The organism is Aquincola sp. J276, assembly GCF_024700035.1.
GTDB classification, from domain to species: Bacteria; Pseudomonadota; Gammaproteobacteria; order Burkholderiales; family Burkholderiaceae_C; genus Aquincola; species Aquincola tertiaricarbonis.
The window spans coordinates 174,874-192,170 of record NZ_JAJONC010000001.1 but is presented as its reverse complement, the minus strand read 5'-3'; the positions used below and the strand labels follow the sequence as shown (position 1 = coordinate 192,170).

The following is a 17,297-nucleotide window of genomic DNA, read 5'->3' as shown; positions in this document are numbered from 1 at the left end:
CGCGCAGCGGGAGGGTGCACCCGTCAGGCCCTTGACCGTGGCCCTGCGGCGTCGGCTGCTGGCGCTGGTGCTGGCCGCGCTGGGGGCGGCGCCTGCCGCCGCCACGCCCGCCGCCTTCGAAGCCCAGGTGGACCAGCTGCAGCGCAGCGGCTATGAGCATCCCGACGCCGCGCTGGCCGGGCTGCAGCAGCTGCGCCGGCAGGCCTCCACGCCCGAGGCGCTGCGGCTGGTGCTGCAGGCGCTGGGCAGCATCCAGGCCCAGGCCGGCCGCAGCCGCGATGCCGAAGCCACGGCCGAGCTGCTGCTGGAGCTGGCGCAGCAGCCGGCCCCGCGGGAACAGGCCGGCCGCGCGCTGGCCGGCTCCAACCTCGTGCGGGCGCAGGTGGCGGAAAACGGCGGCCAGTCGGCGATGGCGGCGGCGCTGGCGCAGGCGGCGCTGCAGGTGTTCGAGGCCGACTGCCCGCCCCACACCGAGCGGCCGCTGCACTGCGACTACCGCGCCGCCTGGAGCGCCCGCCAGATCGTGCAGCGGCGCGCGGTGGGCCAGGGCGTGGCCGCCACGCAGGCCGCCCATGCCCGCGCCGCGCTGGCGCTGGCCGAGGCCGGCGGCGACGCCCGCCGCCAGGCCACCAGCCTGGGCGCACTGGCGGTGCTGGCCGAGGAGGCCGGCGACGGCGAGGAGGCCCGCCGCCTGATCGCTCGCGCCCGGCGCCTGGTGCTGCCGCTGGACGACATGGGCGAGCTGGCCCGCCTGAGCGACATCGAGGCGCGGCTGGCCGGCATCCGCGGCGACCAGCGGCATGCGCTGCACCACCACCAGCAGGCCCAGCTGATGGCCGCCCGCGCCGACGCGCCGCGGCTGGAAGCCCGCATGCTCACCAACCTGAGCGATGCCTACGTCCATGCCCAGCGCCCGGCCGATGCGCTGGCCGCGGCCGAGAAGGCCCTGCTCATCATCCGCCAGCGCCACGACCTGCGCGCCGAGCGGGCGGCGGTGAACAACGCCGGGCTGGCCAAGATCGGCCTCGGCCGGCTGGCCGAAGGCAAGGAAGACCTGGCCCGGCTGATCGCGCTGTGGGAGGCCGGCGGCGACAACGGCCGCCAGGCCGAGACGCTGCGCGAGTTCGGCGAGGCCCTGGCCGCCGCCGGCGACGCGCGCGCGGCCATCGACCTCTTCCACCGCGAGCGGGCGCTGAGCGCCGAGCTGATGCGCATCAACCGCAGCGCCGCGCTGAAGGAGCTGCAGGCCCGCAACGACGCCGAGGCCCGCCAGCGCGACATCGACCTGCTGGCCCGCGACAACGCGCTGAAGACCGAGGCGCTGGCCAACCGCGCGCTGCAGCAGCGCATCGGCTGGCTGCTGGCCGCGGTGATGCTGGCCGCCACCGCGGCCGCGCTGCTGCTGTACCGGCGGGTGCGCAGCACGCACCGGGAGCTGGCCGCCAGCCAGGTGCGGCTGCAGGCGCAGAGCGAGCGCGACCCGCTCACGCAGCTGTCCAACCGCCGGCATTTCCAGGCCGCGATGGCGCGGCTGGCCGCGCCCGACGGCAGCTTCCACGGCGGGCTGCTGCTGGTGGACATCGACCACTTCAAGCGCATCAACGACGTGCAGGGCCATGCGGCCGGCGACGAGGTGCTGGTGGAGGTGGCGCGCCGGCTGCAGGCCGCGGCCGGGCCCGCCGACCTGGTGGTGCGCTGGGGTGGCGAGGAATTCCTGCTGGTGCGCCCGGGCGCCGATGCGGCCGCGGTGCAGCGGCTGGCGCAGCAGCTGCTGGCCGCGGTGGCGGGCAAGCCGGTGGTGGCCGGCGGCCAGCCGCTGCAGCTGAGCGCCTCCATCGGCCACGGCAGCTTCCCGCTGCCGCCGCATGGCCGGCCGGTGCGGCATGAACAGGCCATCGCGCTGGTGGACCGGGCGCTCTACGCGGCCAAGCACCAGGGCCGCAACCGCGCCGTCGGCGTGTAGCGCCGGCCGCCCGGCGCTCAGCGGCCCAGCACCGCCGCCACGCCCGCGCGCAGCTTGGCGAAGTCGATCGGCTTGGTCCAGTAGGCCTGCGCACCGGCGCGGGTGGCGGCCTCCACCTCCTGCGGCATGGCGCTGGCCGACAGCGCGATGACCGGCAGTTGCGCGGTGCGCGGGTCGGCGCCCAGCCGCCGCAGCACCTCCAGGCCATGCATGTCGGGCAGCTGCATGTCCAGCAGCACCAGGTCGGGCTGCAGCTCGGCGGCCCGGCGCAGGCCTTCCTGGCCGCTTGCGCACACCACCACCTGCACCTGGGAATGCTGCTGGAAGTAGGTTTCCACCAGCAGGGCGTTGACCGGGTTGTCCTCGATGTAGAGCACGGTGCCGGTCAGCGCGTCGGCGCCCTCGGGTGCATCCAGCGGCGCGAAGGCGCTGGGCACCGCCTCCCCCCGCGGCGGCTGCCAGGGCAGCGAGACGGTCACCGTGGTGCCCAGGCCCTCGCGGCTGTCGAAGGACAGCTCGCCGCCCAGCAGCTCCACCAGCCGGCGGGTGATGAACAGGCCGATGCCGGTGCCCTCGATGGCCGAGCGCTCGCGCCCCAGCCGGTTGAAGGCCTGGTACAGGCCGTCGAGCTGCGCCTGCGACATGCCGAAGCCGTCGTCCGCCACGCGCAGCTCCATGCGGCGGCCGTCGCAGCGGGCCTGCAGCCGCACATGGCCGCCCGGGCGGTTGTACTTGATGGCGTTGGACACCAGGTTCATCAGCACCTGGCGCAGCCGCACCGGGTCGGTCCGCATCGTCAGCGGCAGGCCGGCGGCGGGCTCCAGCTGCAGCGTCACCTGGTGGCGGCGGGCCAGCGGCTGGTTGAGCTGCACCACGCTGGCCAGCTGGGCGGCCACGTCCACGTCGGTCATCTCCACCGTCAGCTCGCCGGCCTCGATGCGGGTGACGTCCATCAGGTCGTCGATCAGCACCTTGAGCTGCCGCGCCGCGGCCATCACATGGCCCAGCTGCTGCTGCGCCTCGGCGTCCTGCCGCGCCTGGGCCCGCGCATGCTGCAGCTGGGCGAAGCCGAGCACCGCATTGAGCGGCGTGCGCAGCTCATGGCTGACGTGGGAGAGGAACTGCGTCTTCGCGCGGTTGGCGGCCTCGGCGGCGGCCAGCGCCTGGTGCGCCGCCTTGTGGCGGTCCAGCGTGAGGCCGAAGGACAGCTCGCGCGCCAGCTCGTCCAGCAGGCCCACCAGCTCGTCGTCGAAGGCCACGCCCGGTGCGGCGCACAGCGTGAGCACGGCCAGCCGCTCCTGCTCCACCTCGATGGGCACGGCGGCCATCGGCGCCTCGTCGGCCGGCGCGTCGATGGCGGGCCGGCCGCTGGCCAGCGCCTGCTCGGCCAGCGCCAGGTCGCGGTTGCCCCAGAGCACGGCCTCGTCCGAGCGCCGCGGCGCGCTGCCGGCGCGGCTGTGGGCCACCACCCGCAGTCCGCCCGCCTCGGGCCGAGAGACCCAGGCCTGCTCGGCCAGGCCGGTGGCGATGCAGGCGCGGCACACCTCCTCGTACAGCGCCTGCGGCGGCATCTGCCGCGCGATCGCCTGGCCGGTGGCCGACAGCGTCTCGTGGAAGCGGCGCAGCTGCACCGCATGCCGCTCCGACTGCTGCAGCTGCGCGGCGCGCTGGTCGTTGCGCTCGATCAGCCGGTTGAACTCCACCGCCACCTCGCCGAACTGCCCGGGCAGGCCGGCATCGGCGCGCACGTCGGTGTGGCCGGCATGCAGCCGGCGCGCGGTGTCGGCGATGCTGTGCAGCGCGGCGGTGAGCCGGCGAGCCGCCAGCCAGGCCGCCGCCAGGCCCAGGCCGATGACCACCAGCGCCAGCGCCACCGCGCGCAGCAGCTCGGCATTCACCGGCGCGTACACGTCGGCCACCGGCATGCCGGCCAGCGCGTCCAGCCCGTGCTTGCCGATGGGCGCGGCGGCATAGGCGCGGCGCTGGCCGTCCAGCCCGGTGGCGATCATCATGCGGGCGTCGGCCACCTTGGTGGCGCCCAGCAGCGCGGTGGGCAGCGCCGCGCCCATCCAGCGCTCGGGGTCGGGCAGGCGCGTGAGCATGATGCGGCGGTCCTTCAGCACCGCCACGATGCCGCCGGCGCCGCGCAGGTCGCCCTGCAGCGACGCGTTCACCGCCTGCATGTCGATCACCGCCACCACCAGTCCGGTCTTGCGGCCCTGTTCGTCGCGCACCGGCAGCGTGAGGTACATGACCATGCGGCCGCTGACCGGCCCGCGGCGCGGCTCGCTCAGCAGGAAGTGATCGGCCGCCAGGCCGGCGCTGAACCAGGCCAGGTCGGCGAAGGAGCGGCGCGGCACATGCGGCTCGGCCGAGCACACATGGGTGCCGTCGGCGCGGAAGAAGCCGATGTTGGTGTAGGCCACGCCCTGGCCGGTGGCACCCTGCACCAGGTCCTCGCAGGCCTCCGGCTGCAGCGTGCGGATGCTGCGCCGCGTGGCCAGGAAGCTCAGCAGGTGCTCCGCGGTGAGCAGGTGGTTGCGCATGTGCTCGGCCACGTCGTGCACCTGCTCGCGCAGCACGGTGGCGGCGCGGCGCTCCGCCTGCCGGCGGGCGTCGAGGATGCTCACCGCCTGCAGGGCCACCAGCGGAATGGCGGCGGCGGCCACGATCAGCAGCAGGCGGGAGAAGAGGTAGTCCGGCTGGCGCCGGCGGCTGGCGTTGGCGGCTGGAAGGCCCATCAGTACTGCTGGAACGGTGTCAGGGCAGCGGCCCGTGGATCGCAGGAAATGCTGTCGCCCGCAGTACACCATGCCCCTGCCGGGCGTCCATCCCGCTGTTGATGGCGGCGGCCCTCCTGAATCGTGCTGAATCCGCAGTTCAGGACATCTTCAGCATCTTGCCCGGCGCCGCCGCCGCATGGGACAACCCGCGCGACAGCGACCACGGAGACCGCCCATGCCCCACCAAGACCAGATCACCTCGGTGGCCATCCACCCGGCCATCGGCATCGCCCGCGTGGGCAACAGCCCGCAGGGCTGGTTCCTGGGGCCGGAGGCGCCCGGCCAGCCGCGCACGCCGGCCGGCAACTACCGCGACGCGCAGGGCCGCATCCTGCGCCGGGCCGCGCGCTTCCGCCTCTACGGGCTGGACGACGCCGGCCGCGTGGTGCGCGAGATCACCGCGCAGGAGGCCCGCATCGAATGGACGGTGGAGGTGGCCAACCTCAAGGCCGACTGGTTCAACTTCGACCAGGCGCTGGACATCCCCGCCAGCCGCGGCGACCTGCCCGGCACGTCGCCGGTGGCCAGCCTGCGCCGCAACCGCCGGCTGGCGGGCGCGGACCGCGCGGGCCTGCGCATCGAGCCCGGCGCGCGCCACATCAGCGGCACCGACACCCACCGCGAGGGCGGCGACCCGCGCCACACCTTCGACAGCGGCTGCTTCATGGGCCGCAAGGTGTACCTGGGCGAGCTGCGCACCGACGAGGCCGGCCGGCTGCTGTTCCTGGGCGGGCGCGGCCATTCATCGTCCTACGACGGCCAGCCGCCGCAGGGCTTCGCCAACAACGACGGCTGGCACGACGACATCTGCGACGGCCCGGTGAATGCGCGCGTCACGCTGGGCGGCGTGACGCACGAGGCCATCGGCGCCTGGGTGGTGGTGGCGCCGCCGGACTACGCGCCGGGCGTGCAGGCGCTGGTCACCGGCTGGGACCTGCTGCGCGACCTGGCGGTGCGCAGCCGCCGCATGTGCCCGCCCGGCCAGCCCGACTACTGGCAGGACATCCATCCGCTGCTGCGCCGCCTGGCCGACACCGAATGGGTGAATGCCGGCTTCGCGCTGCAGTTCGGCTGGGGCACGCCGCAGGACTTCCGCAGCCCCGGGCTGCGGGCCCGGCTGTGCGATCCCGCGCCCGCCTGCCAGCCGCTGCGGCGCGCGGTGTTCCACAGCTTCCGCGAGCCCGGCGCGCCGCGGCTGCAGGCCGACGCCTGGCCGGCGGTGTACGGCGACGCGGTGGTGCTGAACCCGCCGATCACCGACCCGATGAACTGGATGTCCATCACGCCGCTGCAATACGCGCTGCTGCGCCAGTGGGCCGACGGTGACTTCCGGCATGTGCCCGCGCCGCCGCCCGACCTGCCGTTCGACCAGATGAAGCCGGCCGAACAGGCGCAGGCGCTGGACCGCGCCGCGTTGGAGGAAACCACCGGCGGCCCGTTCCATCCCGGCGCCGAGTTCACCTGGCCGATGCGGGTGGCGCTGATGTACGAGCAGCACGGCCAGCCCTTCCGGCTGCGCCGCCGCCGAGGGCCCGAGCCCGATTTCGGCGACGTGCTCACCGCCAGCAGCGCGTTGGCCGCCGGCGGCCCGCTGGATGGCTGCGTGCCCGGCGGCATCACCCGCTGGATGGCCTGCCCCTGGCAGACCGACACCGCCAGCTGCCTGTCGGCCTACAAGCCCTGGGCGGGCGAATACCTGCCCACCTTCTGGCCGGCCCGGGTGCCCAACGACGTGCTCACGCAGGCCCAGTACGCGGTGGTGATGGACACCGCGCAGCCGCTGGACCAGCGGCTGCAGGCGCTGTCGGCCGCGCGCCGCGAGAAATGGCTGCGCGGCATCGTGTACGCCAGCAAGGGCCAGCCGCCCGCGCTGATCGGCCAGCCCAATCCGCGGGCGGTGTTCATCGAGGCCTGGTCGCAGGTGGGCATCGTGCTGGAGCAGCCCGCCCCCACCGACCTGCCCCTGTGGCCGCCCACCCTGCGGGTGGAAACCGGCCGCCGCATCGGCCCCGCCGCCGCCACCGCGGTGCACTCCCTGGCCGCCCACGACCCGACGCAGGAGCGATGAGCACAGTCCGGCCGCCTGGACGGCAGCTGCCGTTCACCGTGCGCATCATCGGCGACGGCCCTGCCGCCCTGGCCACCGCCATCGGCCTGCTGCAGGGCGGCGTGGCGGTGCGCTGCAGGCCGCCGCGACGCCCCGCCACCGCATCCGCGCTGCCACCGCGGGCCGACAGCCTCTCGCCCGGCGGCCATGCGCTGCTGGCGCGGCTGGGCGTGGCCGGGGCCTTCGCCGCCGACGGCCACCTGCCCTGCCACGCCCATGCCTGCGACTGGGGCCCCGGCGGCCTGCGCCACCTGGACTTCATCAGCCATCCGCAGGGCAGCGCCTGGCAGGTGGACCGCGGCCGCTTCGACGGCCGGCTGCGCGAGCGGGCGCTGGCGCTGGGCCTGCAGTGGGAACCGCCCGACGGCACCGAGGCCGCGCCCCCGGTGCAGGCCATAGTGGATGCCAGCGGCCGCAGCAGCCACTTCGCCCGCCGCCAGGGCGCACGCCGGCTGCGCGGCGACCGCCAGCTGGCCTGGCTGGCCAGCGCGCCGGCCGCCCACGCGCCCGGCGACGGCATGAGCCTGGTGGAAGCCACCGCCGACGGCTGGTGGTACAGCGCTCCGGCGCCCTGCGGCCGCTGGAGCCTGGCCTGCTTCACCGATGCCGACCTGCGCCCGCCGCCGGCCCAGGGCCATGCCGGCTGGCTGCAGCGCCTGGCCGCCGCGCCACGCACGCTGGACCGGCTGATCGCCCATGGCGTGGATGCCCGCCATCTGGCCCTGCAGCCCGCCCGGCTGCTGGCCGCCGACAGCAGCCGGCTCGACCGCTTCTGCGGCAGCGGCTGGCTGGCGGTGGGCGATGCGGCCATGGGCTTCGACCCGCTGTCCGCCCACGGGCTGACGGTGGCGCTGCAAAGCGGGCTGCATGCCGCGCAGGCCTTGATCGCGCTGCGCGACGGCGATGCCCAGGCCCTGCCCGCCTATGCCGCGCGCCTGGCCGACGCCTTCGACGCCTACCAGCGCCAGCGCCTGGCGCTGTACCGCGACGAGACCCGTCACGCCTGCCATCGCTACTGGCAGCGCCGCCGCCACGGCGGCTACGATGGCACGACGAGCAGTTCGGACTGACCCCCACAGCAGTTGCGCGGAAGGAGCCGCGCCGCCGCATGAACATGCCCGCCGCCGAACGGCCCGCCTCCCGCCATCTGCTGGGGCGCTTCGAACTGCGCCTGCAGGAACGCCTGCTGCTGGACGACGGCCGGCCGCTGCCGCTGGGCTCGCGGGCCTTCGACCTGCTGGCCGCGCTGGTGGCCGGCCGCGGCCGCATGCTGTCCAAGGACGAGCTGCTGGACACCGTGTGGCCCGGCCTGGTGGTCGAGGAGAACAACCTGCAGGTGCAGGTGAGCAAGCTGCGGCGGCTGCTGGGGCGCGATGCCATCGCCACCGTGGCCGGCCGCGGCTACCAGCTCACGCTGCCGCTGCGGCCCGCCCCGACCGACGAGGCCACGCCGCAGCCGGACACGCCGGCCGCGGCCGCGCCGGTGGCCAGCCTGCCGCCCGAGCGCAGCCCCTTCATCGGCCGCCAGAAGGAGCTGTCGCATTGCCTGCGGCTGATGGCGGACAGCCGGCTGCTGTGCATCGTGGCCATCGGCGGCTGCGGCAAGACGCGGCTGGCCCTGGCGCTGGCACGCCGGCTGGCGCCCGCCACGCCCGACGGCGTGTGGTTCATCGACCTGGCGCCGCTGCACGAGGCGGGTGGCGTGCCGCTGGCCATCGGCGCCGCGCTGCGGGTGTACGAGCAGCCGGGCACGCCGATGATCGACGCGGTGGCCGGCGCCATCGGCCAGCGCCAGATGCTGCTGGTGCTGGACAACTGCGAGCACATGGTGGCCGCGGTGGCGGAGATGGCGGACCAGCTGCTGTCGCGCTGCCCGCGGCTGCAGATCCTGGCCACCAGCCGCGTGGCGCTGTGCCATCCGCTGGAGCGGGTGTATGCGCTGGCGCCGCTGGAAGTGCCGGGCCCGGGCGAGCGGGGCGTGGCCACCGGCTTCGACGCGGTGCGGCTGTTCATCGACCGGCTGCAGTGGGCCGACCCCGGCTACGCGCCCGATGCCGACGAGCTGGCCGCGGTGGTGGACATCTGCCGCCGGCTGGACGGCATCCCGCTGGCGCTGGAGCTGGCCGCCGCGCGGCGCAAGGTGCTCAGCGTGCAGGAGATCCGCGCCCGCCTGGACGACCGCTTCCGCCTGCTGACCGACCTGCCGCGCCACCAGACGCTGCGCGCCACCATCCAGTGGAGCTACGACCAGATGGACCCGGTGCTGCAGCGGCGCTTCCGCGCGCTGGCGGTGGTGGCGGGTCGCTGGACGCTGCACACCGCCGCCGCGCTGGCGGGCGAGCCCGGCGACGGCGAGCTGGACATGCTGGAGGCGATGTCGCGGCTGGTGGACCAGTCGCTGGTGACGGTGCAGGCCGGCCCCGGCGGCGAGACCCGCTACGGCTTCCTGGAGACGGTGCGCGTCTTCGCGCGGGACCGCCTGCGCGACGCCGGCGAGGAGGCCGCCGCCCGCAGCCGCCACCTGGCGCACTACGTGGCCCTGGTGGAGGCCGGCCACCACCGCATGCAGGGCCCCGGCCAGCGCGACTGGCTGCTGCAGCTGGACCTGGAGCGGGAGAACATCCTGCTGGCGCATGCCTGGTGCGACAGCGTGGTGGACGGCGCCCACCCCGGGCTGGTGCTCACCGCCGCGCTGCGCGGCTACTGGCGGATGCGCGGCCTGCTGGGCACCGGCTACCGCCTGGCCTGCCAGGCGGTGGCCCGGGCCAGCCATGCGCCGGCCGGCACGGTGCACGCGCGGGCCCTGGTGGCCGCCGGCGAAGCGGCCTACTTCCTCGGCCGCCACGACGAGGCGCTGCCGCTGCTGGCGCGCGCGCTGGCCATGGCCCGCACGCTGGACGATGCCCCGCTGCAAGCCAGCGCCATGATGAGCCTGGGCTTCGCCTGCCTGGGGCTGGGCCGCACCGACGAAGCCCACGGCCATGCCGCCGCGGCGCTGGCGTTGGCGGGCCAGGCGCAGGACGCGCGGCTGCTGGACACCGCGCTGCGCGCCCGCGGCGTGGTGCACCTGGCCGATGCCGCGCCGGCACGGGCCGGTCCGCTTTTCGAGCAGGCACTGGCGCGCTCGCGGGAACGGCAGACGCCGGCGGAGGTGGCCATCAACCTGGTGAACGTGGCCTGGGTGGCGGTGCTGCAGGGCGATGCGCCGCGGGCGCGCGAGACGCTGGCCGAGGCCATCGACGTGGCGACGGACATCGGCCACGAGGGCATCGCGCAGATGACGCTGGACGCCTTCGCCGGCCTGTGCGCTGCCACCGGCGACTGGGACGATGCCGCGCGCTTCCACGGCGCCGCGCAGGCCGGCATCGAGGTGACGCGCCAGCAGCGCCAGCCGGCGGTGCGCACCTGCGTGGCGCCACTGGTGGCGGCCACGACGCAGGCCCTGGGCGCCACCCGCTTTGCCGCGCTGCAGGCGGAGGGCCGGCAGCTGGTGCTGGCCGATGCGGTGCGCGAGGCGCGGCGGCAGCTGTGCATGTCGCCGCTGGCGCTGGTGGCGGCGCTGCCGGCGCGGGGCCGGCCGGCGGCGGCAGGCCCGCTTCAGCCGCCGGTGCCGTCGCCGGGATCGCCCAGCTGGATCAGCCCGGCCAGCGCCACGCCGGACAGCAGCGGCGGCACGCCGTAGTCGGCCACCACCCAGGCGCGCTCGTGGCCTGCGGCGGCCTTGGCCAGCACCTGGCCCAGCACCCGGCTGGAGGGTGCGTCCAGGGCGGCGAACGGCGTGTCCAGCAAGGTGAGCGCCGCGCCGCTGGCGGCTGCGGCCACCAGGCCGACCTTGCGCCGGCTGCCGGTGGACAGCATGTCCAGCCGCTTGTGCAGATGCTCCTGCAGCGCGAACCCATCCAGCAGCGCCTGCTCGGTGGCCGCCTGCCAGCCCGCATGGCGGGCGCGGCGCAGCGCCAGCCATTGCTGCGCAGGCAGCGCGTCGTCGGCCGGGTCCTGCGCATCGTCGGCATACAGCGTGTCGGCATGGCGCTGCAGCACGCCGGCCGTGGGCGCGAGGCGGCCGGCCAGCAGCCGCAGCAGCGTGCTCTTGCCGGTGCCTTCGTCGCCCTGCACCAGCGTGAGGCCGGGGCGCAGCACGAGGTCCAGCCCATGCAGCAGCGGTGGGCCGCCGGGCTCGAAGGCGAAGCCGAGGCCGCGGGCCTGCAGCAGGAGGGGGTTCGGTGGGTGGGCGCTCATGTCGGCGATTCTGCGCAACCGCCGGCGGACACGGCCAGCTGGCGGCGGCTGGTGAAGCAGCGTTCGCGACCGCTCAGCGGATCGGTGAAGCGGATCTCGCGTGCCAGCAGCTGCAGCGGCCAGCGGTAGTCGGGCGGCGCGTCGGCGGTCTCCGCCGGCCACAGCCGCGGGTAGATGCGGTCGCCCAGCAGCGGCAGGCCCAGCGCGGCCATGTGCACCCGCAGCTGGTGGCGTCGGCCGGTGTGCGGCTGCAGCCGGTACAGCGCGATCTCGGCCACGCCGGGCTCGGCCGCACCGGGCGGCGGCGCGCCCAGCCGGGTGACCAGTTCCACGCGGCTGCGGGCATTGGACTCGCCGGGCACCTCCTCCATCTGCATGAAGGCGTCGCCGGGCCGCTCCTGCAGCCGGCTGGCCACCTCGCAGGGCAGCTGCAGCCCGGGCCGCCACGGCGCGATCGCCTCGTACACCTTGTGCGCGCGGCGCTCTCGCAGCACGGCCTGGTAGGCATCCCGCACCCCGGGCCGCACGGTGAACAGCAGCACGCCGGCGGTCTCGCGGTCCAGCCGGTGCATCGGCACCAGGGTGTCGATGCCCAGCAGGCGCTTCAACCGCACCAGCACGGTTTCCTGCAGCCAGCGGCCGCTGGGCGCCACCGGCAGGAAGTGCGGCTTGTCCACCGCCACCAGGTCGTCGTCCTGGTGCAGCAGTTCGATCTCGAAGGGCACCCGCGGCTCCGGCGGCAGGCTGCGCCAGTACCAGTACACCGCGCCGGGCCGGCAGGCATCGCCGGGCTGCAGCGGCCGGCCCTGCAGGTCCAGCACGTCGCCGCGCGCCAGGCGCTGCGGCCAGTCGGCCACCGCCGGCAGCCGCGCCTGCAGGAAGGCCAGCACGCCGGGCCAGGGCCCGCCGCTGACCGCCACCCGGCTGGGGCTCACGCCGTCGCGCATCGGCGGCGCCCAGGCCACGCGCGGCCGGGTCATGCGCCGCCGGCCGCGGCCAGGCGCAGCGCGCGCTGCAGCCGCCAGGCTTCGTCGGGCTGGCTCGCATCGAACACCTGCGCCGGGCCGGTGGCGGTCTGCTGCAGCCGGGTGTCCAGCGCGGTGCGGTTGTCGAAGACGAAGCACTCGCCCTGCCACTCGCGGTGCGCATCGGGCAGCGCCTCGAAGTAGCCGAGGATGCCGCCGCGCAGCTGCAGCACGGTCAGCCCCAGGCTGCGCAGCCACGGCGCGGTCTTGTCGCAGCGGATGCCGCCGGTGCAGTACATGGCCACCGGCCGGCCCGCGGCCCGCCAGGCGGGTGCATGGGCCTGCACATGGGCCACCAGGTCGCGGAAGTTGCGCACCTGCGGATCGACGGCGCCGCGGAAGCGGCCCAGCCGCACCTCGAAGTGGTTGCGGTTGTCCAGCAGCACCGCATCGCCGTCCTGCAGCAGGCGGCGCCATTCGGCGGGCGTGAGATGGCTGCCGTCGGCCTCGTCCGGCGGCGGCAGGCTCTCGGCGCCGGGCAGGTTCAGCGCCACCAGCTCGGGCCGCAGCACCACCTTCAGCCGGGCATAGGGCGCGGTGCGGCCGTGACTGTGCCGAAAGGCCAGGCCCCGCAACGCGCCGCCGAAGGCGGGCGCGGCGCACAGTGCCTGCTCGAAGGCACGCACCGCCTCGGCCGGGCCGGCCACTGCGCCGCTGAGGCCTTCCGGCGCCAGCGTGACGGCGCCGGTGAGGTGCTGCGCCAGCAGGCGCACCGCCTGCGCGGCGGCGGCCGCGTCGGCCAGCGGCGTGAAGCGGTAGAAGCTGCTGTGCAGCAGCGCGGCGGGCGGGGGTCGGTCGGACATGGGGCGCGATTCTGGCGCGGCGATGTAGCCGCCTCAGCGGAACGGCTTGCTCAGGTACCGCGAGTGCGCCAGGCCAAAGCGCCAGGGCACGTCCACCGCCTTGCTGATGCCGATGCGCACGCCTACCGCCACCTCATGCGCCGTGTCGGCCGGCAGCAGCTCGAAGGGCGGTGCCGACAGCGGCCGGCCATCCAGCTCGCGCGTGATGCCCAGCGCCTGCGCCACCCGGCCGGGGCCGGCGCACAGCAGGCGCTCGTCGTCCAGCCCGCGGCGCTGGCGCATGCGGTCCAGTCCCTGCAGCGGCTGCAGCGCGCGGATCAGCACGCCGGCGCCATGCCCGGCCTCGCGGCAGACGAAGTTGACGCACCAGTGGATGCCGTAGGAACGGTAGACATAGGCATGCGCCGGCGGGCCGAACATCGCCGCATTGCGCGGCCGCGGCCCGCCGTGGCTGTGGGAGGCCGGGTCCTCGCGGTCGTAGGCCTCGGTCTCGGCGATGAGCCCGCCGACGCCGTCCACCAGCAGCACGGTGCCGATCAGCTGGCGGGCCACCTCGTGCGCGTCGGCCATGAAATCGATGCCAGCCAGGCGGCTGGAGGGGGTGGGATGCTGCATGTCCCCCATTCTGCGTGGCCGGGCATCACGCACCACAATGCACGCCCTTTCCCGGTACCGGCCTTGCAGTGACAGCCCACGCCTTCTTCTCGCGCTCCCGCAACGTGGTGGCGCTCGCCCTGCTCTGCTGCCTGCTGTGGGGCAGTTCCTATCCCGCCATCAAGAGTGGCTACGCGCTGTTCGGCATCGCCGCCGGCGACCTGTTCACCCAGCTGCTGTTCGCCGGCTGGCGCTTCCTGGCGGCGGGCGCGCTGCTGCTGGCCGCCGCTGCCGCGCTGGGCCGCCGGCTGGCACCGGCCGGCGCCCGCGCCTGGGGCCGGCTGGCGCTGCTCGGCGTCACGCAGACCGCGTTGCAGTACCTGTTCTTCTATGTCGGCCTGGCCCACACCACCGGGGTCAAGGCATCCATCCTGAATGCCACCGGCACCTTCTTCAGCGTGATGCTGGCGCACTGGCTGCATGCGGACGACCGACTCTCGCCACGCAAGCTGCTGGGCTGTGCCATCGGCTTCGTGGGCGTGATGGTGGTGAACCTGGGGCGTGGCCCGCTGGACTTCGAGTTCAGCCTGCTGGGCGAAGGCTGCATCGTGGCCGCCGCCCTGGTGCTGGCCGCTTCCAGCATCTACGGCCGGCGCATTTCGCAGGGCACCGACCCGGTGGTGATGACCGGCTGGCAGCTGGCCATTGGCGGCGCGGTGCTGCTGGCGGTGGGCGAGGCCGGCGGCGGGTCGCTGCACGGCTTCACGCCAGGTTCCTCGCTGCTGCTGGCGTACCTGGCGCTGTTGTCGGCGGCGGCGTTCTCGGTGTGGAGCCTGCTGCTCAAGCACAACCGGGTGAGCCTGGTGACCGCCTTCAACTTCATGGTGCCGGTGTTCGGCACCGCGCTGTCGGCGCTGTTCCTGGGCGAGCAGGTCCTGCAGTGGAAGTACGCGGCGGCCTTGGCGCTGGTGTGCGTGGGCATCTGGCTGGTGACGCAGCAGGCCGCGGCAGCGCGGCGCCCGGCCGCCACGCTGGGCGGGCAGCCGGCACGCTGAGCGGCCGGCCGGGCGGTCGTCCGGCTGTCAGGCCCGCGCGGCCCGCTGGTGCGACGGCGGCGCCGCCTCGCGCAGCGCGGCCAGTGCTGGCGCCAGCACACGGCCAATCACCAGCACCGCCGGGCTGCCGATGGCGTCGCGGGCCAGCGCGTCCACCAGGGTGTCCAGCGTGGCCACGCTGCTGCGCTGGGCCGCGGTGCTGGCATGCTGCACCGCCGCCGCCGGCAGGTCGCCGGGCAGCTGTTGGCGCAGGGCCTGCACGATCTGCGCTGCATGCGCCACGCCCATGTAGACCACCAGCGTGATGCCGCTGGCCGCCGCGCCGGCAATGGCCTGCCAGTCCGGCCCCGCGCTGCCGGCCTGGGCATGGCCGGTGACCAGCAGCACGCCCTGCGCGCCGGCATCGCGGTCGGTCCAGCCGGTGCCCAGCGCATTCACCGCCGCCAGGCCGGAGGTGATGCCGTTGACCACCTGCACCGGCACGCCGGCCGCCTGCAGCGCAGCCATCTCCTCGCCGGCGCGGCCGAACACCAGCGGGTCCCCACCCTTCAGTCGCACCACCTTCTCGCCCGCCAGGGCCTCGCGCACCAGCAGCTTGCAAATGAAGTGCTGCGGCGTGGAAGCGCAGCCGCCACGCTTGCCCACGTGCACCAGCCGCGGCGGCCGGGCCATGTCCTGCAGCACGGTGGCCAGCACCTGTTCGCTCACCAGGTCGTCCACCAGGATGACGGTGGCTTCGCGCAGCACGCGCACCGCCTTCAGCGTCAGCAGTTCGGGGTCACCCGGGCCGGCGCCCACCAGGTGCACGGGGTGGATCACGGGCGCTGCGGTGTTCATCGGGGCATGCATGGTCGGTTCTCCGTTCAGGCAGGCAAGGCAGGCCTGCCATGCCGCGGCGCGCCCGGGGCACGGGCCGCAGGCAGGAAGGCAGGTGGGGTGTGGGCGCCGGCGCTGCCGCGGCAGGTACGGCAGGCGCGACGAAGGGGCGCCGCAGGCGGTGCGTCTTTACACCGCCCGCCAGCCGATGCAGGTTCCATGCCCGGCGCAGCGGGCCAGGCTGGTGCATGGCGCGCTGCGCCGCAGTTCAGAGGCCTGCTGCGTCGGCCGGTATCTGCCTCCTGGCAGCCCGGCCGCGCCGTAGCAGCCACGCCGCCAGCCCAAGCGCCGCCGCCGGCACCAGCGCCTGCGCCGAGCCCAGCGTCCACAGCGTGGCAGCCGACACCAGGCACCACGCGACCGGCACCGCCCACGAAGCCAGCGCCAGCAGCGCATGGCGCAGCGGCCCGCACCACAGCAGCCAGCCCAGGCTGGCGATTGCCGTCGGGTCCGGCGCCAGGCCGAACAGTTCCGCCTGCTCCGGCGGCCGGCCCGACGCCCAGGCCAGCAGGGGATGCAGCAGCAGCGCCGCGGCCATCAGCAGCACGCCGCCGACGCGCCGACGGTGCAGCGGCGCCGGCAGCTGCACCGCACCGGGGGGCACCGCCAGCGCACGGGCGCCGGCCGCGGCCAACAGCAGCCAGGCCATCGCCTGCCAGGCGAAGCCGGCTGCCATCGGCACGGCCGCCCAGTTGACCGGCGCATAACGCTGCAGCACGAAGGCCCAGCCGGCATGCACCCAGGCCAGCGCCAGCCACAGCGCCCCGCCGCGCAGCAGCAGCGGCGCGGCCGCCATGCCACGGGCCACGCCGCGGGCCGCGGCCACCAGCAGCACCAGGCCGGCTGCCATGAACAGCAGCGCCAGCGGCCAGGCCGCCTGGTTCAACAGCTCGAACAGCCGCCAGTAGGTGCGCGGCGCGAACATCAGGAAGTCCGACGGCCGGTAGCTCCACCATTCGGACATCACAACGCCTGCACGTCGGCCGCCATGCGCCGGCGCAGCGCCGCGTCGGGCAGCGGGCCGAGCGCGGCGGCCAGGTTCTCCCGCACATGCGCCACCTGGCTGGTGGCCGGTATGGCGCAGGTGACGGCCGGATGCGACAGCACGAACTTCAGCGCCACCTGCGCCCAGCTCGTGCAGCCGAGGTCGCCGGCCCAGCCAGGCAGCCGGTGGCGCCGCAGGTCGTCCAGCAGCGCACCCTGGCGAAACGGCCGGTTCACCAGCACCGCGATGCCGCGGTCACGCGCCAGCGGCAGCAGCCGCTGCTCCGCCTCGCGGTCCAGCAGGTTGTAGCTGAACTGCACGAAATCCAGCGACTGGGTGCGCATCAACTGTTCCAGCTCGGCATGGCGCCGGCCTTCGGAGGTGGTGATGCCGATGTAGCGCAGCCGGCCCGCGGCCTTCATCTCCGCCAGCCGCGGCAGGTGCGCCTGCCAGCCCAGCAGGTTGTGCACCTGCATCAGGTCGAAGCGCGGCACGCCCCAGAAGCGGCGCGATGCCTCGATTTGCGCGGCACCGCGTTCGGCATCGCCCACCCACACCTTCTCGGCCGAGAACAACCGCGGCTGCGGCCCCACCCGCGCGAGCGCATGGCCGATGGTGGGCTGCGACGAGCCGTACATCGGCGAGCTGTCGATCAGCCGCCCGCCATCGGCGAAGAAGGCCCGCACCACCTCCGCGCAGGCATCCCGCGCCGCGGCATCGTTGCCGACGTTGAAGGTGATCCAGGTGCCCAGGCCCACTGCCGGCAGCATTTCGCCGCTGGAGGGCACGGGCCGCATCAGCAGCCCGCCCGGTGGCGTCGCAGCGGTGGCCGCGCCACCGATACCGGCCCCGGTCCACACAGCCAGC

General features: G+C 75.0%; 13 protein-coding genes. 5 read left to right on the top strand and 8 right to left on the bottom strand.

The genetic code is table 11. The annotated features are described in order from the left end of the window. The first annotated feature begins 37 nt into the window (after positions 1-37). The gene (locus LRS14_RS00900; protein ID WP_257798244.1) at positions 38-1,963 is read left to right on the top strand and encodes a diguanylate cyclase; all 1,926 of its coding nucleotides are present in this window, start codon (positions 38-40) and stop codon (positions 1,961-1,963) included. 17 nt (positions 1,964-1,980) lie between these two features. Here the strand turns inward: LRS14_RS00900 and LRS14_RS00895 are convergent, their stop codons facing one another. Continuing rightward, positions 1,981-4,704: an ATP-binding protein gene (locus tag LRS14_RS00895; RefSeq protein WP_257798243.1), complete on the bottom strand. Its 2,724-nt coding sequence runs from the start codon at positions 4,702-4,704 to the stop codon at positions 1,981-1,983. Positions 4,705-4,921: 217 nt separating this feature from the next. Here LRS14_RS00895 and LRS14_RS00890 point away from each other — a divergent pair, with 217 nt between their 5' ends. Genes LRS14_RS00890 through LRS14_RS00880 form a run of 3 tightly spaced genes read left to right on the top strand, consistent with a single transcriptional unit; the run spans position 4,922 to position 10,535 of the window. Further along, positions 4,922-6,814 carry a LodA/GoxA family CTQ-dependent oxidase gene (locus LRS14_RS00890; RefSeq protein ID WP_257798242.1) on the top strand — a complete coding sequence of 631 codons (1,893 nt, stop codon included), beginning with the start codon at positions 4,922-4,924 and terminating at the stop codon, positions 6,812-6,814. Next, complete coding sequence (locus tag LRS14_RS00885) at positions 6,811-7,923, top strand: NAD(P)/FAD-dependent oxidoreductase (RefSeq protein ID WP_257798241.1); 1,113 nt, start codon at positions 6,811-6,813, stop codon at positions 7,921-7,923. The genes LRS14_RS00890 and LRS14_RS00885 overlap by 4 nt, the downstream gene beginning before the upstream one ends. 38 nt (positions 7,924-7,961) lie before the next feature. Next, positions 7,962-10,535, top strand: coding sequence for a tetratricopeptide repeat protein (locus LRS14_RS00880; RefSeq protein ID WP_257798240.1), 2,574 nt, complete (start codon positions 7,962-7,964; stop codon positions 10,533-10,535). Here LRS14_RS00880 and LRS14_RS00875 read toward each other — a convergent pair. Genes LRS14_RS00875 through LRS14_RS00860 form a run of 4 tightly spaced genes read right to left on the bottom strand, consistent with a single transcriptional unit; the run spans position 10,451 to position 13,535 of the window. Then, positions 10,451-11,092: an ATP-binding cassette domain-containing protein gene (locus tag LRS14_RS00875; RefSeq protein WP_257798239.1), complete on the bottom strand. Its 642-nt coding sequence runs from the start codon at positions 11,090-11,092 to the stop codon at positions 10,451-10,453. The genes LRS14_RS00880 and LRS14_RS00875 overlap by 85 nt on opposite strands. Further along, positions 11,089-12,072: a pseudouridine synthase gene (locus LRS14_RS00870; protein WP_257798238.1), complete on the bottom strand. Its 984-nt coding sequence runs from the start codon at positions 12,070-12,072 to the stop codon at positions 11,089-11,091. Before LRS14_RS00870 ends, LRS14_RS00875 begins: the two co-directional genes overlap by 4 nt. Then, complete coding sequence (locus LRS14_RS00865; RefSeq protein WP_257798237.1) at positions 12,069-12,920, bottom strand: rhodanese-like domain-containing protein; 852 nt, start codon at positions 12,918-12,920, stop codon at positions 12,069-12,071. The genes LRS14_RS00870 and LRS14_RS00865 overlap by 4 nt, the downstream gene beginning before the upstream one ends. A gap of 33 nt (positions 12,921-12,953) precedes the next feature. Beyond that, positions 12,954-13,535 carry a DNA-3-methyladenine glycosylase gene (locus LRS14_RS00860; protein ID WP_257798236.1) on the bottom strand — a complete coding sequence of 194 codons (582 nt, stop codon included), beginning with the start codon at positions 13,533-13,535 and terminating at the stop codon, positions 12,954-12,956. Positions 13,536-13,603: 68 nt separating this feature from the next. Here LRS14_RS00860 and LRS14_RS00855 point away from each other — a divergent pair, with 68 nt between their 5' ends. Next, complete coding sequence (locus LRS14_RS00855) at positions 13,604-14,569, top strand: DMT family transporter (protein ID WP_257798235.1); 966 nt, start codon at positions 13,604-13,606, stop codon at positions 14,567-14,569. Positions 14,570-14,596: 27 nt separating this feature from the next. Here the strand turns inward: LRS14_RS00855 and cobA are convergent, their stop codons facing one another. The 3 genes from cobA to LRS14_RS00840 all read right to left on the bottom strand — a co-directional run bounded on the left by cobA (position 14,597) and on the right by LRS14_RS00840 (position 17,227). Then, the gene (gene cobA / locus LRS14_RS00850; protein ID WP_257798234.1) at positions 14,597-15,418 is read right to left on the bottom strand and encodes a uroporphyrinogen-III C-methyltransferase; all 822 of its coding nucleotides are present in this window, start codon (positions 15,416-15,418) and stop codon (positions 14,597-14,599) included. 235 nt (positions 15,419-15,653) lie between these two features. Next, positions 15,654-16,409 (bottom strand): DUF6064 family protein, encoded by a 756-nt coding sequence (locus LRS14_RS00845; RefSeq protein WP_257798233.1) that lies wholly within the window; start codon positions 16,407-16,409, stop codon positions 15,654-15,656. Beyond that, positions 16,409-17,227 (bottom strand): aldo/keto reductase, encoded by an 819-nt coding sequence (locus LRS14_RS00840; RefSeq protein ID WP_257798232.1) that lies wholly within the window; start codon positions 17,225-17,227, stop codon positions 16,409-16,411. The genes LRS14_RS00845 and LRS14_RS00840 overlap by 1 nt, the downstream gene beginning before the upstream one ends. Positions 17,228-17,297: the final 70 nt, after the last annotated feature.

Excerpts from the sequence above, each read along its gene's own strand:
- LRS14_RS00895 (WP_257798243.1), bottom strand. The coding sequence starts at position 4,704 with ATGGGCCTTCCAGCCGCCAACGCCAGCCGCCGGCGCCAGCCGGACTAC.
- LRS14_RS00890 (WP_257798242.1), top strand. The coding sequence starts at position 4,922 with ATGCCCCACCAAGACCAGATCACCTCGGTGGCCATCCACCCGGCCATC.
- LRS14_RS00885 (WP_257798241.1), top strand. The coding sequence starts at position 6,811 with ATGAGCACAGTCCGGCCGCCTGGACGGCAGCTGCCGTTCACCGTGCGC.
- LRS14_RS00880 (WP_257798240.1), top strand. The coding sequence starts at position 7,962 with ATGAACATGCCCGCCGCCGAACGGCCCGCCTCCCGCCATCTGCTGGGG.
- LRS14_RS00875 (WP_257798239.1), bottom strand. The coding sequence starts at position 11,092 with ATGAGCGCCCACCCACCGAACCCCCTCCTGCTGCAGGCCCGCGGCCTC.
- LRS14_RS00870 (WP_257798238.1), bottom strand. The coding sequence starts at position 12,072 with ATGACCCGGCCGCGCGTGGCCTGGGCGCCGCCGATGCGCGACGGCGTG.
- LRS14_RS00865 (WP_257798237.1), bottom strand. The coding sequence starts at position 12,920 with ATGTCCGACCGACCCCCGCCCGCCGCGCTGCTGCACAGCAGCTTCTAC.
- LRS14_RS00860 (WP_257798236.1), bottom strand. The coding sequence starts at position 13,535 with ATGCAGCATCCCACCCCCTCCAGCCGCCTGGCTGGCATCGATTTCATG.
- cobA (WP_257798234.1), bottom strand. The coding sequence starts at position 15,418 with ATGCATGCCCCGATGAACACCGCAGCGCCCGTGATCCACCCCGTGCAC.
- LRS14_RS00845 (WP_257798233.1), bottom strand. The coding sequence starts at position 16,409 with ATGTCCGAATGGTGGAGCTACCGGCCGTCGGACTTCCTGATGTTCGCG.
- LRS14_RS00840 (WP_257798232.1), bottom strand. The coding sequence starts at position 17,227 with ATGCGGCCCGTGCCCTCCAGCGGCGAAATGCTGCCGGCAGTGGGCCTG.